At 64.7% G+C, this 14,288-nt stretch carries 17 protein-coding genes; 15 read left to right on the top strand and 2 right to left on the bottom strand.

Annotation, left to right across the window (positions count from 1 at the left end):
• The first annotated feature begins 7 nt into the window (after window positions 1–7).
• The gene (locus JYK05_RS09185; protein WP_175944485.1) at window positions 8–976 is read left to right on the top strand and encodes a S49 family peptidase; all 969 of its coding nucleotides are present in this window, start codon (window positions 8–10) and stop codon (window positions 974–976) included.
• A gap of 12 nt (window positions 977–988) precedes the next feature.
• Here JYK05_RS09185 and JYK05_RS09180 read toward each other — a convergent pair whose 3' ends face one another.
• Window positions 989–1,708 carry an SAM-dependent methyltransferase gene (locus JYK05_RS09180; RefSeq protein WP_175944483.1) on the bottom strand — a complete coding sequence of 240 codons (720 nt, stop codon included), beginning with the start codon at window positions 1,706–1,708 and terminating at the stop codon, window positions 989–991.
• The gene (locus tag JYK05_RS09175) at window positions 1,705–2,316 is read right to left on the bottom strand and encodes a Maf-like protein (protein ID WP_206466722.1); all 612 of its coding nucleotides are present in this window, start codon (window positions 2,314–2,316) and stop codon (window positions 1,705–1,707) included. Before JYK05_RS09175 ends, JYK05_RS09180 begins: the two co-directional genes overlap by 4 nt.
• Before the next feature lie 262 nt (window positions 2,317–2,578).
• On the opposite strand from JYK05_RS09175, the gene JYK05_RS09170 reads away from it, so the two are divergent.
• The 14 genes from JYK05_RS09170 to JYK05_RS09105 all read left to right on the top strand — a co-directional run bounded on the left by JYK05_RS09170 (window position 2,579) and on the right by JYK05_RS09105 (window position 14,244).
• Window positions 2,579–3,196 (top strand): DUF177 domain-containing protein, encoded by a 618-nt coding sequence (locus JYK05_RS09170; RefSeq protein ID WP_175944479.1) that lies wholly within the window; start codon window positions 2,579–2,581, stop codon window positions 3,194–3,196.
• Between the two features lie 133 nt (window positions 3,197–3,329).
• The gene (rpmF, locus tag JYK05_RS09165; protein ID WP_159836666.1) at window positions 3,330–3,509 is read left to right on the top strand and encodes a 50S ribosomal protein L32; all 180 of its coding nucleotides are present in this window, start codon (window positions 3,330–3,332) and stop codon (window positions 3,507–3,509) included.
• Between the two features lie 139 nt (window positions 3,510–3,648).
• Entirely contained in the window at window positions 3,649–4,779 is a 1,131-nt protein-coding gene (plsX, locus tag JYK05_RS09160) for a phosphate acyltransferase PlsX (protein ID WP_206466721.1), read from the top strand.
• Entirely contained in the window at window positions 4,779–5,768 is a 990-nt protein-coding gene (locus tag JYK05_RS09155) for a beta-ketoacyl-ACP synthase III (RefSeq protein ID WP_175944475.1), read from the top strand. The genes plsX and JYK05_RS09155 overlap by 1 nt, the downstream gene beginning before the upstream one ends.
• Window positions 5,769–5,901: 133 nt before the next feature.
• Window positions 5,902–6,834 (top strand): ACP S-malonyltransferase, encoded by a 933-nt coding sequence (gene fabD / locus JYK05_RS09150; protein WP_206466720.1) that lies wholly within the window; start codon window positions 5,902–5,904, stop codon window positions 6,832–6,834.
• 11 nt (window positions 6,835–6,845) lie between these two features.
• Window positions 6,846–7,586: a 3-oxoacyl-ACP reductase FabG gene (fabG, locus tag JYK05_RS09145; protein ID WP_175944471.1), complete on the top strand. Its 741-nt coding sequence runs from the start codon at window positions 6,846–6,848 to the stop codon at window positions 7,584–7,586.
• Window positions 7,587–7,825: 239 nt separating this feature from the next.
• Window positions 7,826–8,065: an acyl carrier protein gene (gene acpP / locus JYK05_RS09140; RefSeq protein WP_004197638.1), complete on the top strand. Its 240-nt coding sequence runs from the start codon at window positions 7,826–7,828 to the stop codon at window positions 8,063–8,065.
• A 146-nt stretch (window positions 8,066–8,211) separates the two neighbouring features.
• Window positions 8,212–9,450: a beta-ketoacyl-ACP synthase II gene (gene fabF, locus JYK05_RS09135; protein ID WP_206466719.1), complete on the top strand. Its 1,239-nt coding sequence runs from the start codon at window positions 8,212–8,214 to the stop codon at window positions 9,448–9,450.
• A 91-nt stretch (window positions 9,451–9,541) separates the two neighbouring features.
• Window positions 9,542–9,943, top strand: a complete 402-nt coding sequence (locus JYK05_RS09130) for a protein YgfX (protein ID WP_241269790.1) — start codon at window positions 9,542–9,544, stop codon at window positions 9,941–9,943.
• 95 nt (window positions 9,944–10,038) lie between these two features.
• Window positions 10,039–10,638, top strand: a complete 600-nt coding sequence (gene rpoE / locus JYK05_RS09125; RefSeq protein WP_206466717.1) for an RNA polymerase sigma factor RpoE — start codon at window positions 10,039–10,041, stop codon at window positions 10,636–10,638.
• Window positions 10,639–10,722: 84 nt separating this feature from the next.
• Entirely contained in the window at window positions 10,723–11,373 is a 651-nt protein-coding gene (locus tag JYK05_RS09120) for a sigma-E factor negative regulatory protein (RefSeq protein ID WP_206466716.1), read from the top strand.
• A gap of 57 nt (window positions 11,374–11,430) precedes the next feature.
• Window positions 11,431–12,417 carry a MucB/RseB C-terminal domain-containing protein gene (locus JYK05_RS09115; protein WP_206468262.1) on the top strand — a complete coding sequence of 329 codons (987 nt, stop codon included), beginning with the start codon at window positions 11,431–11,433 and terminating at the stop codon, window positions 12,415–12,417.
• Window positions 12,418–12,440: 23 nt separating this feature from the next.
• Window positions 12,441–13,973, top strand: a complete 1,533-nt coding sequence (locus JYK05_RS09110) for a DegQ family serine endoprotease (protein ID WP_206466715.1) — start codon at window positions 12,441–12,443, stop codon at window positions 13,971–13,973.
• Window positions 13,974–13,983: 10 nt separating this feature from the next.
• Window positions 13,984–14,244 (top strand): glutaredoxin family protein, encoded by a 261-nt coding sequence (locus tag JYK05_RS09105; protein WP_206466714.1) that lies wholly within the window; start codon window positions 13,984–13,986, stop codon window positions 14,242–14,244.
• The last annotated feature ends 44 nt before the right edge of the window (window positions 14,245–14,288 follow it).

Below are 14,288 nucleotides of genomic sequence, written 5' to 3'. Positions count from 1 at the left end.
ACCACGCATGTCCGATAACCTTTCGCCCAACCCGCGCGGCAACGACAACTGGGAGCGCGACGCGCTGGAACGCGTCGCGCTTGCCGCGATTCGCGAGCAACGCGCCGCGCGCCGCTGGCGCATCTTTTTTCGCTTCGTCTTTCTCGCGGTGCTCGCGCTGATCGGGTGGGGCGTGTTCGATTTCACCGGCGATCACGTCGCCAAGTCCGGCAAGCACACGGCGCTGATCGACCTTCAGGGCGAAATCTCCGCGAACAGCGACGCGAGCGCCGACAACATCGACGGCGCGCTACAAAGCGCGTTCGAAGACGACGGCACGGCGGGCGTGATCCTGCGCATCAATAGTCCGGGCGGCAGTCCGGTGCAGGCGGGCATCATCAATCGCGAGATTCGGCGGCTGCGCGCGAAATATCCGAAGACGCCGCTCTACGTGGTCGTCGACGACATGTGCGCGTCGGGCGGCTATTACGTCGCGGCGGCAGCGGACCGCATTTATGTGGATCGCGCGAGCATCGTCGGGTCGATCGGCGTGCTGATGGACGGTTTCGGCTTCACGGGCCTGATGGACAAGCTCGGCATCCAGCGCCGCATGCACACGTCGGGCGCGAACAAGGGCGCGTTCGATCCGTTCTCGCCCGAAACGCCGCAAATGACGGCGCACGCTCAGGAGATGCTCGACGAGATTCACACGCAGTTCATCGACGCGGTGAAAGAGGGACGCGGCAAGCGTCTGAAGGACGATCCGGATCTCTTCTCCGGCATGTTTTGGACGGGCGAAAAGAGCGTGCAGCTCGGTCTCGCAGACGGCTTCGGCGACGCGAACTACGTGGCGCGCGAGATCATCAAGCAGCCGGATATCGTCGATTACACGCAGAAGGAAAGCATCAGCGAGCGCGTGGTGCGGCGCTTCGGCGCTTCCGTGGGCGATGCCGCCGTGCGCGCGCTGACGCTCGGCGGCAAGGTGCAGTTGCGCTGATTCGTAACGCGCTTACGACGCGAGCAGCAGAAAAATGGCCGGGCGCTTGTGCAGGTCCGGCGCGGCGTGCTTTTTCCAGTCGGCTGCCGTGCGCGTGACGATTTGTTCGCCCGGCAGCGTCAGGTCCACGGCCACGCAGATCAGCGTCGAAGGCGCGCAGGCCGCGACGAGCGTGTCGAGCATCGCGCGGTTGCGGTACGGCGTTTCGATGAAAATCTGCGTTTGATTCGCCTTGCGCGACAACTGTTCGAGTTCGCGCAGGCGCTTGCCGCGTTCCGCTGCATCGACCGGCAGATAACCGTTGAACGCGAAGCTCTGGCCGTTCATGCCCGAGGCCATCAGCGCGAGCAGGATCGAACTCGGACCGACGAAGGGCACCACTTTCACGCCGCGCTCGTGCGCCCGCCGCACCAGCAGCGCGCCGGGATCGGCGACGGCGGGGCAGCCCGCTTCTGAGACGAGGCCGGCGTCGGCGCCCGCGAGGATCGGCGCAAGCAGCCGGTCGATTTCGGCGCGCGGCGTGTTCACGTTCAGCTCGCGTATCTCGATTTCCTGAATCGGCCGTTCGGTGCCGACTTTCTTCAGAAACGCCCGCGTGGTCTTCGCGTTTTCGCCGATGTAGTAACCGAGCGCCGCAGCCCGCGCGCGCACCGGCTCGGGAAGCACGGACGCGAGCGCGGCGGCGTCGCCTTCGCCGAGCGTGTTCGGGATCAAATAGAGAACGCCGCTCATGCCGCCCCCAGAACCGAGAGGCCGGCGGCGCGCAGCATCTTTGTCAGCGCGATGAGCGGCAGGCCGATGAGCGCCGTCGGGTCGTCCGAGTCGATCGCGTCCAGGAGCGCGATGCCCAGACCCTCGGATTTCGCGCTGCCCGCGCAGTCGTAGGGCGTTTCGGCGCGCAGATAGGCTTCGATTTCAGCGTCCGAGTAGTCGCGAAAGCGCACGCGCGTGACGATATCGGCGGATTGCACGTCACCCGTGCGCGTGTCGAAGAGGGCGAGCGCGGAGTGAAATTCGACGCTGCGGCCGCGCATCGACCGAAGCTGTTCGACGGCGTTGTCGTGCGTGCCCGGCTTGCCGAGCTGACGGCCATCGAAGGTCGCGACCTGATCGGACCCGATCACGAGCGCGCCCGCCGCGTCCGCCAAGCGCTCGGCAGCGGCGCGCGCCTTCGCGATCGAAAGCCGCACGGCGGTGGCTTCGGGCGATTCGCCTTTGAGCGGGGTTTCGTCGATATCGGGCGAAACGACGTCGAACGGAATGCGCAGGCGCTGCAGCAACTCGCGCCGATACGGCGAACTGGACGCCAGCACGAGGCGCGGCGCTTGAGGAATCGACATGTTCAAAACCGGTGAAATGGGTGGATAAGCCACAGACCGCGTACGCAGCCTTAACTATTTGACTCGAAAGAATAAAGCCTATATGATTTTGGGCTTTTCATCGGCTGTCAGGGCATTGGCGCGGGCGGGAATGCAAATTGGGGCGTGCCGGGCGTGCTCCAAGCCGGCGGGCAGTGCATACTGAGCGCATGCAGACCGATGCAAGCCCACGCTGCGTCGGCGGATGAAAGAACGAACAACCCGGCATAAGGCAGGAGCGCGCATGACTCAGAATCCTGGCAAACCTGCGAGCCTCGCTGACCTGCGCGCGCTCGACCTTTACGACTTCGCCGAGAACAAACGGCAGGCGGCGGGCGCGTTGCGTACGTCGCAAATGCCGCGCATGTTAGCCGAAGTACCGGCGGACGCGCCAGAGGACGACACGGTCTTCACCTGGCAGGGCGAGGGCTCGACCCAGCCGGAATTGCAGGACGACGGCACGGAAGCGCCGCAGCCGTATCTGCGACTCGCGGTGCACGGTTCGGTGTGGCTCACGTGCCAGCGCTGTCTTTCGCCGTACTCGCAGCATCTCGACGTCGACGCGACGTATCGGATCGTCGCGACGGAGGAAGAGGCAGACGAGTATCCGCTCGACGAAGATGAAATCGAAGTGATCGTCGGCTCGCGCCAGTTCGATCTCATCGACTTGATCGAAGAAGAGTTGTTGCTTTCCTTGCCGCTCGTGCCGAAGCACAGCGTCTGTCCGGAAGTGCATGAAAGCCTGCTCGCAGGCAGCGCCGAGGACGAGGCCGACGAAGGCGGCGAGGAAGCCGAGAAACCGAATCCGTTTGCCGTTCTGGAAAAGCTCAAGACGAGCGGTCCGGACGACAAGAAGCATTGATGGCGCGGTGCGGCGAATCCTCGCCGCACGCAATCTCCCGCTTCGAGCGGTGGGCCGGGACGGCCGCAGTTTTCCGCGAACGCGGAGACAGGCCGCCCTGTGTTAGAATTCGCAAAACTTTTCTGGAGTAATCATGGCAGTTCAGCAAAACAAGAAGTCGCCGTCCAAGCGCGGCATGCACCGTTCCCACGACTTCCTCCCGACGGCGCCGCTGGCTGTCGAGCCGAGCACGGGCGAAGCGCATCTGCGTCACCACGTGAGCCCGAACGGCTACTATCGTGGCAAGAAAGTCGTCAAGACGAAGAACGACTAAGCGTTCGTTCTACGCTTTGCCGCGTGCGCAACGCCGTTTTGCGGTGGCTCGCGCCTGGCACGCTGTTGACACTTTCCCGGTACGACAAGAAGGCGGCATTTCACTGCCGCTTTTTTGTGCCTGAAATTCGTCGCTTTCCATGACCGTAAAGATAACCATTGACTGCATGGGAGGCGACCACGGTCCGGCCGTGACCGTTCCCGCCGCTGTCAATTTCGTGCGCTCGCATCCCGACGCGCACCTGATGCTCGTCGGCATCGAACAGGCGATCCGCGCCCAGTTAAAGAAGTCGAAGGCGCTCGACGAGCCGCGTCTGACCGTCGTTGCCGCAACCGAAGTCGTCGCCATGGACGACCCGGTCGAAGTCGCGCTGCGCAAGAAAAAAGATTCGTCGATGCGCGTGGCGCTCAACCTCGTGAAGGAAGGCGAGGCGCAGACCTGCATTTCCGCGGGCAATACTGGCGCGCTCATGGCGGTGTCGCGCTACGTGCTCAAAACGCTCGCGGGCATCGAGCGGCCGGCCATCGCCTTCGCGATGCCGAGCCAGAAGGGCTACACGACCGTGCTGGATCTCGGCGCGAACGTCGATTGCGAGCCCGAGCATCTGTTGCAGTTCGCCGAAATGGGCCACGCGCTCGTATCCGCGATCGAAGGCCGCGAGCGGCCGACCATCGGGCTGCTCAACATCGGCGAAGAAGTCATCAAGGGCAACGAGACGATCAAGCGCGCGGGCGAGCTGCTGCGCGCGAGCACGCTCAACTTCTACGGCAACGTGGAAGGCAACGACATCTACAAAGGCACGACCGACGTGGTCGTGTGCGACGGCTTCGTCGGTAATGTGGCGCTGAAAACGTCGGAAGGGCTCGCCAAGATGCTCTCCGACATGATCAAGGAAGAGTTCACGCGCTCGCTCTCCAGCAAGCTGATGGCGCTCGTCGCCATGCCCGTGCTCAAGCGGTTCAGAAAGCGCGTCGACCCGGCGCAATACAACGGCGCGGCGCTCCTCGGCCTGCGCGGGCTCGTGATCAAAAGTCACGGTTCCGCGGAAGCCTACGGCTTTGAGTGGGCGATCAAACGCGGGTATGATGCCGTCAAAAATGGCGTGCTCGAACGCCTCGTGCGCGCGATGGAGGAAAATGCGCTGTCCGCGCGAGACGCGGGCACGAGCGCAACGGCTGCCGATGCATCGGCCAACGCGCTGGTGATGCAGCCTAACCCCTCGCCTAACCCGCCGGACGCGTCCGGCAACGCGCAACACACGAAGGCATAATGGCTCAATCCAATCTCTACGCTCGCGTGCTCGGCACTGGCAGCTATCTGCCGTCCGAGCGCATCACGAATCAGGCATTGGCGGACCGTCTCTCGCAGCAAGGCGTCGAGACGAGCGACGAATGGATCGTCGCGCGCACGGGCATCCACGCGCGGCACTTCGCGGCTCCGGATCAAACCACGAGCGATCTCGCGCTCATCGCTTCGCAGAAGGCCATCGCGGCGGCCGGCATCGATCCGCAGTCGATCGACCTCATCATCGTCGCGACATCGACGCCCGACTTCGTGTTTCCGAGCACCGCGTGCCTCTTGCAGAACAAGCTGGGCATCAAGAACAACGGCGCGGCGTTCGACGTGCAGGCCGTGTGCTCGGGCTTCGCGTACGGCATGGCGACGGCGGACAGCTTCATTCGCAGCGGCATGCATCGCACGGCGCTGGTCGTCGGCGCGGAAACGTTCTCGCGCATTCTCGACTTCAAGGACCGCACGACCTGCGTGCTGTTCGGCGACGGCGCGGGCGCAGTGGTGCTTCAGGCGTCGGAAGAGCCGGGCGTGCTCGCGAGCGCGCTGCACGCGGACGGCAGCTATGCCGACATTCTCTGCACGCCGGGCAACGTGAACGGCGGCGTCGTGAGCGGCAGCGCGTTCCTGCACATGGACGGCCAGGCGGTGTTCAAGCTCGCCGTGAACGTGCTGGAGAAGGTCGCGATCGAAGCGCTCCAGAAAGCGCATCTCACGCCGCAGGAGATCGACTGGCTCATTCCGCATCAGGCAAACATCCGCATCATGCAGAGCACCTGCCGCAAGCTGCACTTACCGCAGGAGCGCATGGTCGTGACGGTCGGCGACCACGGCAATACGTCGGCGGCGTCGATTCCGCTCGCGCTCGACGTCGCGGTGCGCGACGGCCGCATCAAGCGCGGACAGAACGTGCTGATCGAAGGCGTCGGCGGCGGCTTCACGTGGGGCGCGTCGGTCTTCCGCTACTGATTCTTTCATCCGTCTCCCTCCATTAATCTGCAACTGATCCGCTGTCGATGAAGCTGCGCGCCGCGCGTGCAACCGGCGACGCCGCGCGCGCCCTAGACGCATAGGCGGATCATTCCAATCCAACGAGGACGATATGAAATTTGCGTTCGTTTTCCCGGGCCAAGGCTCGCAATCGATCGGCATGCTCAACGCATTCGCCGATCACGCCGTGGTGCGCGAGACGGTGCAGCAGGCATCGGATGCGCTCGGGCAAGATCTCGCCAAGCTGATCGCCGAAGGCCCGGCCGAAGAGCTCAATCTGACGACGAACACGCAGCCGGTCATGCTCACGGCGGCGTACGCCATCTACCGCGTCTGGGAAAAGGAAACCGGCCTCACGCCTGCGCTCGTCGCGGGTCACAGCCTCGGCGAATACACGGCGCTGGTCGCGGCCGGCGCGCTCGCTTTCGCGGACGCCGTGCCGCTCGTGCGTTTTCGCGCGCAGGCGATGCAAAGCGCGGTGCCGGTCGGCGAGGGCGGCATGGCGGCGATTCTCGGTCTCGACGACGACACGGTGCGCGCAGTGTGCGCCGAAAGTGCGTCGGCGGGCGTCGTGGAGGCGGTTAACTTCAATGCGCCGTCGCAAGTGGTGATCGCGGGCGCGAAGGCGGCTGTCGAAAAGGCGTGCGAAGTGGCGAAAGCGAAAGGCGCAAAGCGCGCGCTGCCGCTGCCGGTTTCCGCGCCGTTTCATTCGTCGTTGCTCAAGCCCGCGTCCGATCAACTGCGCGACTATCTCGCGAACGTCCGCATCGAAGCGCCGCGCATTCCGCTGATCAATAACATCGACGTCGCGCAGGTCTCGGACCCCGCCGCGATCAAGGACGCGCTCGTGCGTCAGGCCGCGGGTCCCGTGCGCTGGGTCGAGTGCGTGCAGGCCATGGCGCGCGAAGGCGTCACGCATGTGATTGAATGCGGTCCGGGCAAGGTGCTCGCGGGGCTGACGAAGCGCATCGACGGCAATCTCGTCGGCGGTGCGGTGTTCGATCCCGCCTCGCTCGAGGAAACGCGCAAACTGATCGCTGGATAACAGGCAACCACATGAACATGGACAATCAGGTAGCTATCGTCACGGGCGCGTCGCGTGGCATCGGGCGCGCCATCGCGCTGGAACTCGCTCGTCAAGGCGCGACGGTCATCGGCACGGCCACGAGCGAAAGCGGCGCGGCGGGCATCAGCGAAGCGCTGGCGCAGGCGGGCGGCAAGGGCCGCGGCGCGGTGCTAAACGTGAACGACGCCGCAGCGGCCGACGCGTTCATCGAAGCCACCGTGAAGGAGTTCGGCGGCCTCAACGTGCTCGTGAACAACGCGGGCATCACGAAAGATCAGCTCGCCATGCGCATGAAGGACGACGAATTCGACGCCGTCATCGACACGAATCTGCGCGCGGTGTTCCGCCTGTCGCGCGCCGTGCTGCGCCCGATGATGAAGGCGCGCGGCGGCCGCATTATCAATATCACGTCGGTGGTGGGCTCGTCGGGCAATCCCGGTCAGGCGAACTACGCGGCGGCGAAGGCCGGCGTCGCGGGTATGACGCGCGCGCTCGCACGCGAGATCGGCAGCCGCGGCATTACGGTGAACTGCATCGCGCCGGGCTTCATCGATACGGACATGACCAAAGTTCTGCCGGAAGAGCAGCGCGCCGCGCTCACCACGCAGATTCCGCTCGGCCGGCTCGGCAGTCCGGAAGACATCGCGCATGCGGTGGCGTTCCTGGCGTCGCCGTTCGCCGGCTACATCACGGGCACGACGCTGCACGTGAACGGCGGCATGTACATGTAATAGGCATTTCGCCGAATATCGCTTAATATCCGCGCGGCACACGGGCGCGCAAAATGCTCTCACCGGCATGCGCGCCCCGTACAGCGCGGCAGCAACGAACGATGCAGGCCGTCGGCTCGCGCCTTGATGAAGCGCAGCAGGCGGCGAAGCATGGAACTGACGCGCCGTATTTTGCGGGTACAAACCTGATAAAATGCGCGCACTCGTATTTTTGAACTTTTATTCCCTCGGAGGGCTGCATGGACAACATCGAACAGCGCGTGAAGAAGATCGTCGCCGAACAACTGGGCGTGGCGGAAGCCGAAATCAAGAACGAAGCGTCGTTCGTGAACGATCTGGGCGCTGACTCGCTCGACACGGTGGAACTGGTGATGGCGCTGGAAGACGAGTTCGGCATGGAAATCCCCGATGAAGAAGCCGAGAAGATCACCACGGTTCAGCAAGCGATCGACTACGCTCGCGCCAACGTCAAGGCCTAAGGCCGGACGCGCCAGCGACCCGTCGCTCTTCGAGCTTGAAGCATCGTCGCTGCAAAGACCGATTTAACAGCCACAGGGCACACAGGGCGGTTTCCTGTGGCCGCTGTGGCTTTTGCTTTTCGTCATTCTATGGATAAGGGGTTAACGTGAGCCGTCGTCGAGTCGTTGTTACAGGCCTTGGGCTCGTTTCGCCTGTCGGCAATACCGTTGCCGACGGCTGGGCCAATCTGGTGGCGGGCAAGTCGGGCATCGCCAACATCACGAAGTTCGACGCCACGAACTTCTCCACGCGTTTCGCGGGCGAGGTGAAGGGCTTCAACATCGAAGACTACATGCCCGCCAAGGAAGCGCGCCACATGGATACCTTCATCCATTACGGCTTCGCGGCAGGCGTTCAGGCGATGCAGGACAGCGGCCTTGCGATCACCGACGAAAACGCGGAGCGCGTGGGTGTGGTGGTCGGCTCGGGCATCGGCGGGCTGCCGATGATCGAAGTCACGCAGACCGAACTGCTCAATCGGGGTCCGCGCCGCATTTCGCCGTTCTTCGTTCCGGCGTCGATCATCAACATGATCTCCGGCCATCTGTCGATCCGCTTCGGCCTCAAGGGCCCGAATCTGTCGATGGTCACGGCGTGCACCACCGGCCTGCACTGCATCGGCGAAGCGTCGCGCCTGATCGAATACGGCGACGCCGACGTGATGATCGCGGGCGGCGCGGAAGCGACGGTTTCCCCGCTCGGCATCGGCGGCTTCGCGGCGGCGCGCGCGCTCTCGCAGCGCAACGACGACCCCGCGACGGCCAGCCGCCCGTGGGATACGGACCGCGACGGCTTCGTGCTCGGCGAAGGCGCGGGCGTCATGGTGCTCGAAGAATACGAGCATGCCAAAGCGCGCGGCGCGAAGATCTACGCCGAAGTGCTCGGCTACGGCATGAGCGGCGACGCTTATCACATGACCGCGCCGCCCGAAGACGGCGACGGCGGCCGCCGCGCGATGGTCAACGCGCTGAAAAACGCGAAGATCAACGCGGACGAGGTCAACTACGTGAACGCGCACGGCACGTCCACGCCGCTCGGCGATATTGCGGAGACCATCGGCATCAAGCGCGCGCTCGGCGATCACGCGAAGAACATCGTCGTGAACTCCACGAAGTCGATGACCGGGCACCTGCTCGGCGGCGCGGGCGGGCTGGAGTCCGTGTTCACCGTGCTGGCCGTGCATCATCAGATCTCGCCGCCGACCATCAACATCTTCAATCAGGACCCGCAGTGCGACCTGGATTACTGCGCGAACACGGCGCGGGAAATGAAGATCGACGTCGCGGTGAAGAACTCGTTCGGCTTCGGCGGCACGAACGGCTCGCTCGTCTTCAAGCGTTTCTGAGCACGGCGCGCTCGTCGGGACAGGGAACACGATGACGAGCGCGCATCTGAATCGGCCGCATGGGAAAGCGGGCACACCGCCGCGCATCCCCATGCGGCCTTCGCGTTTTCTGTTCGCGGCGCTCATCGGTTTTGTCGTTCTGGCGGACGCGGCTGTTTTCCGGGCTGTCTTTGCGCAATTCGGGCCGCTTCACGCGACCGTGGCCGCGCTCGCGTGTCTAGCGGTCCTCGCGCTGGCCGGCGTGCGCTGGACGCTGCGCCAACCGGCGGCCATCGGCCTGCACGCGGACGGCGTCACGGTCTGGAACCGCGCGGGCTACGCGCAGTACCGGCGCATCGTCGGCTGCGCGCAATGGGGCGCGGTCGTCGCGCTCACGTTGTCATCGGAAAAAGGCGGGCCGCGCGCGCTTCTCGTCGCGGCGGATTCCATCGATCCCGACACCTTCCGCCAGCTTGCCGTGCGCGCCCGCCGCGCCGCGAGCGCCTACCTGTAACGACTGTAACGGTCGATGAGCGTCCGGGATAACGCGAAGTCCGTAACGCTACAATACCCGTCCGCGCAACAGCCCAAAGTCAAACGGATTCCCAGGTGAGCGAAAAAGAAATCGACCAAGTGCTGGTCGAACGCGTGCAGAAGGGCGAAAAAGCCGCGTTCGAACTGCTGGTCGCCAAATACCACCGCAAGATCATTCGACTGATCTCGCGCCTCGTGCGCGATCCCGCCGAAGTCGAGGACGTCGCCCAGGACGCCTTCATCAAGGCCTACCGCGCGCTGCCGCAGTTTCGCGGCGAATCGGCGTTCTACACCTGGCTGTACCGCATTGCCGTCAACACGGCGAAAAACTACCTCGCGACGCAGGGACGCCGCGCTCCCACTTCTACCGAAGCAGATGCGGAAGAAGCGGAAACTTTCTCCGACGCCGACCAACTAAGGGATATCAACACGCCCGAGTCGATGTTGATGAGCAAGCAGATCGCTCAAACGGTCAATGCTGCGATGGCGCTACTGCCCGAGGAATTGCGCACCGCCATCACGCTCCGGGAAATCGAAGGATTGAGTTACGAGGAAATCGCGGAGATGATGGACTGCCCGATCGGCACCGTCAGATCGAGAATTTTCCGTGCTCGGGAAGCCATTGCGGCAAAATTGCGTCCGTTGTTGGACACACCCGAAGGCAAACGCTGGTAAGACGGCTAGAAACTTCGGGACAGGGACGCGATATCTGGGTTAGGTGGTGTCACTACGGCTGGTTTCGAAGGATTGGGGAGCATCATGGGGTCGGTCTCGATGCAATCGAACGCAAAATCGCAGGGAAATTCGCAGGCAAGCTTGCGCGGGGAGCGCATGTCGGCGTTCGTCGACGGCGAATCGCTCGGCGAAATCGGAAACATCGGTCAGTTCCTGGCGGAACTGACGAGCGAGGACCGCGCGGCGTGGTCCGACTATCATCTGATCGGCGACGCGCTGCGTTCCGACGATCTCGCCGAGAGCCCGGCGCGCAGCCGCGCGTTCATGGCGTCGTTCGCGGCGCGCTTCGAGGCCGAGGCGCACGTGCTGGCGCCTGCGGCATCGGCTTCGGCGCAAAAGGCGCGCAGCGGCATGCTGCGCCGGCGCGTGGTTCCGGCGTTTGCGGTCGCGGCCGCCGCGGCCACGCTCACGTGGATCGTGGTGCCGCAAATGCAGGGCGTCGGCGTCCACTCGGGCGCGCAAGTGGCAAGCGTCGCGCAGCCGGATTCGGTGCAGCGCGTCGCGCTGGCGTCGGTGCCGGCCGTGACCACCGCCGCGCCGGTCGTCGAGGCGAACATCATCCGCGACGCGAATCTCGATCAGTACCTCGAAGCGCATCAGCAGTTCTCGCAGCAGCCTGCGATGCCCGGCGCCATGCCACTGATTCGCGCGGCGGTGACAACGCAGAGCCAATAACTGAAGGCAGGTGTGCGGTTGAATAAAACTAGATATTGGGGGCGGCTGCCGGCATTGATGTTCTGCGCAGCCGCGTTGTTGTGCGCGGCATCCGCATCGTTCGCTGACAGCGGCAACGCGCCGGATCGCAAAACCGCCGCCAACCTGCTCAACCGCATTCAGGAAGCGGCCCAGCAGCAGAATTACGAGGGCACCTTCCTTTATCAGCGCGGCGCGACGGTGCAGTCGTCGCGCATCACGCACGTCGCCACTCACGGCGACGGCGACTACGAATCGCTCGAAAGTCTCGACGGCGCGCCGCGCCGGATGCTGCGCCACGACGACGACATGCTCACGTTCGTGCCGGAGCGGCATCTGCTCGTCATGGAACATCGGCAGAGCAAGGATTCGTTTCCGTCGCTGCTCGCCACGAGCGGCGATCAGGTGCTCGCGGTGTACGAGCCGAAGCTGCTCGGCACCGACCGCGTCGCGGGCATCGAGAGTCAGGTGATCGAACTCGACCCGAAAGATGCCTATCGTTTCGCCTACAAGCTGTGGGCGGACGCGAAGACCGGTCTCTTGCTGCGCGCGCAGACGCTCGATCCGGACGGCCAGGTGCTGGAACAGCTTTCGTTCTCGCAGGTGCGTATCGGCGGGGCGATCGATAAAGCCTCGATCGCGAACGGCATGCGCGCCACGGCGGGCTGGAACGTCGTGCGCCCGCCGGTGCAGCCGGTCGACTTGCAGGCGCAGGGCTGGCAGATCAAGCCGACCATTCCCGGCTTCAGGCTGATCCGCCAACTGCGCCGGCCGATGGCGTCGAGCGAGCAGGGCCAGCCGCCGATTCCGGTCGATCAGGCGGTGTTCTCAGACGGCCTCGCCGCCATTTCCGTGTTCGTCGAGCCGGTCGAGAAGAATTCCCGCAAGGAAGGCGCGGGCAATAGCGGCGCGACGCATGTGCTCGTGAAGCGTCGCGGCGATTTCTGGATTACTTTGCTGGGCGAAGTGCCGCAATCCACGTTGCAGCAATTTGCTTCTACCATAGAATACAAGCCTTCCAAGTAATCGAATCCCTCGGCCTTCCATCCATGAGCAACTACTCGCTGCGCAAGTTCATCGCGGCCGCGGCGCTCGCCGTGTGCCTGCCGTTCATCTCGCACGCGGCGGCGGCAGCGCCCACGGTGAATCTGCCGGACTTCACCTCGCTCGTCGACAAGGTCGGGCCTTCGGTCGTGAACATCCGCACGACCTCGCGCGTCGGCTCGTCGGGCGAGATGCGCGGCTTGCCGCCGGGCCTCGACGAAGGCGACATGTCGGAGTTCTTCCGGCGCTTCTTCGGCATTCCGATGCCGGGACAGCCGGGCTCGCCGCGCGGCAACGGTGGCGGCGGTGGTGGCGGCGGAGGCGATCAGGGCAAGGGCGGCAGCCGCAGCCTTCCCGATGACAACCAGGACAACTCGGAGCAGAGCAGCGGCGTCGGCTCGGGCTTCATCCTCTCGACCGACGGCTACGTGATGACCAACGCGCACGTCGTCGACGACGCGGACACCATCTACGTCACGCTCACCGACAAGCGCGAGTTCAAGGCGCGGCTCGTCGGCGTCGACGAGCGCACGGACGTCGCGGTCGTGAAGATCAGCGCGTCGAATCTGCCGGCTATCACCATCGGCGATTCGAACAAGGTGCGCGTCGGCGAATGGGTGCTCGCCATCGGCTCGCCGTTCGGTCTCGACAACACGGTGACGGCCGGCATCGTCAGCGCGAAGGGCCGCGACACCGGCGACTACCTGCCGTTCATCCAGACCGATGTCGCGGTGAATCCCGGCAACTCGGGCGGGCCGCTCATCAACATGGCGGGCGAGGTCATCGGCATCAATTCGCAGATTTATAGCCGCACTGGCGGCTTCATGGGCATTTCGTTCGCGATTCCGATCGACGAGGCCATGCGCGTGGCGGATCAGCTGAAGACGTCGGGCAAGGTCACGCGCGGGCGCATTGCGGTCGCGATCGGCGAGGTGACGAAGGACGTGGCCGATTCGCTCGGCTTGCCGAAGGCGCAGGGCGCGCTCGTCAGCAGCGTCGAGGCGGGCGGTCCGGCCGACAAGGCGGGCATCCAGCCGGGCGACATCATCCTCAAGTTCAACGGCGCGAACGTGGAAACGGCGACCGACCTGCCGCGCATGGTCGGCGACAGCAAGCCGGGCATGAAAGCGACGATCACCATCTGGCGCAAGGGCCAGTCGCGCGATCTGCCGATCACCATCGCGGAAATGCAGCCGGACAAGGTCGCGAAGACCGAGCAGCGCCGCGCGCCGCAGCCGAAGGAGCGCGCGAGCAATTCCCTCGGCCTCGCGGTGAGCGACATTCCGGCCGAGCAGAAGAAGGCGCTCAAGCTCAACGGCGGCGTGCAGGTGGATGCCGTCGAAGGGCCGGCGGCGCGCGCGGGCTTCCAGAAGGGCGACATCATCATGCGGATCGGCGACACGGACATCACGAGCGCGAAGCAGTTCGAATCCATCGCGCAGGGGCTCGATGCCAGCAAGATGGTCGCGATTCTCGTGCGCCGTGGCGACAACACGCAGTTCGTGCCACTGCGCCCGCGCGTGCCGGCGCAGAAGTGACGGCCGCGCGATGAGGGCGGACCACGCCGCGCATTTCGTGCTGTACGGGCGCGCGTGGTGCCATCTGTGTGAAGACATGCGCGCGGAGCTCGAGCCGATCGCGCAACGCTTCGGCGTGGCGATCGAGTGGATCGATATCGACGACGATCCGCACCTGGAGGCGCGCTACAACGAGCGCGTGCCGGTGCTGATGCTGGACGGCGCCGAGTTGTGCGAGCATCGGCTCGACGCGGATGCCGTTCTGGCGGCGCTCGCCTCGCGCCGTGCATAAAGCCGCCGAACGCCGAAAACGCCTGTCCACCCCCTTTTCGGCTA

This window comes from Caballeronia sp. M1242, assembly GCF_017220215.1.
Lineage (GTDB): Bacteria > Pseudomonadota > Gammaproteobacteria > Burkholderiales > Burkholderiaceae > Caballeronia.
The sequence above is the reverse complement of the archived record's forward strand: the minus strand, read 5'-3'. Positions and strand labels throughout refer to the sequence as shown.

What these genes read in the sequence shown, in the direction of transcription:
- JYK05_RS09120 (WP_206466716.1), top strand. Translation starts at nt 10,723, where the DNA reads ATGGGGTCGGTCTCGATGCAATCGAACGCAAAATCGCAGGGAAATTCG.
- rpmF (WP_159836666.1), top strand. Translation starts at nt 3,330, where the DNA reads ATGGCAGTTCAGCAAAACAAGAAGTCGCCGTCCAAGCGCGGCATGCAC.
- JYK05_RS09180 (WP_175944483.1), bottom strand. Translation starts at nt 1,708, where the DNA reads ATGAGCGGCGTTCTCTATTTGATCCCGAACACGCTCGGCGAAGGCGAC.
- JYK05_RS09175 (WP_206466722.1), bottom strand. Translation starts at nt 2,316, where the DNA reads ATGTCGATTCCTCAAGCGCCGCGCCTCGTGCTGGCGTCCAGTTCGCCG.
- JYK05_RS09110 (WP_206466715.1), top strand. Translation starts at nt 12,441, where the DNA reads ATGAGCAACTACTCGCTGCGCAAGTTCATCGCGGCCGCGGCGCTCGCC.
- JYK05_RS09130 (WP_241269790.1), top strand. Translation starts at nt 9,542, where the DNA reads ATGCGGCCTTCGCGTTTTCTGTTCGCGGCGCTCATCGGTTTTGTCGTT.
- fabD (WP_206466720.1), top strand. Translation starts at nt 5,902, where the DNA reads ATGAAATTTGCGTTCGTTTTCCCGGGCCAAGGCTCGCAATCGATCGGC.
- plsX (WP_206466721.1), top strand. Translation starts at nt 3,649, where the DNA reads ATGACCGTAAAGATAACCATTGACTGCATGGGAGGCGACCACGGTCCG.
- acpP (WP_004197638.1), top strand. Translation starts at nt 7,826, where the DNA reads ATGGACAACATCGAACAGCGCGTGAAGAAGATCGTCGCCGAACAACTG.
- fabG (WP_175944471.1), top strand. Translation starts at nt 6,846, where the DNA reads ATGAACATGGACAATCAGGTAGCTATCGTCACGGGCGCGTCGCGTGGC.
- JYK05_RS09105 (WP_206466714.1), top strand. Translation starts at nt 13,984, where the DNA reads ATGAGGGCGGACCACGCCGCGCATTTCGTGCTGTACGGGCGCGCGTGG.
- JYK05_RS09115 (WP_206468262.1), top strand. Translation starts at nt 11,431, where the DNA reads ATGTTCTGCGCAGCCGCGTTGTTGTGCGCGGCATCCGCATCGTTCGCT.
- JYK05_RS09155 (WP_175944475.1), top strand. Translation starts at nt 4,779, where the DNA reads ATGGCTCAATCCAATCTCTACGCTCGCGTGCTCGGCACTGGCAGCTAT.
- JYK05_RS09185 (WP_175944485.1), top strand. Translation starts at nt 8, where the DNA reads ATGTCCGATAACCTTTCGCCCAACCCGCGCGGCAACGACAACTGGGAG.
- JYK05_RS09170 (WP_175944479.1), top strand. Translation starts at nt 2,579, where the DNA reads ATGACTCAGAATCCTGGCAAACCTGCGAGCCTCGCTGACCTGCGCGCG.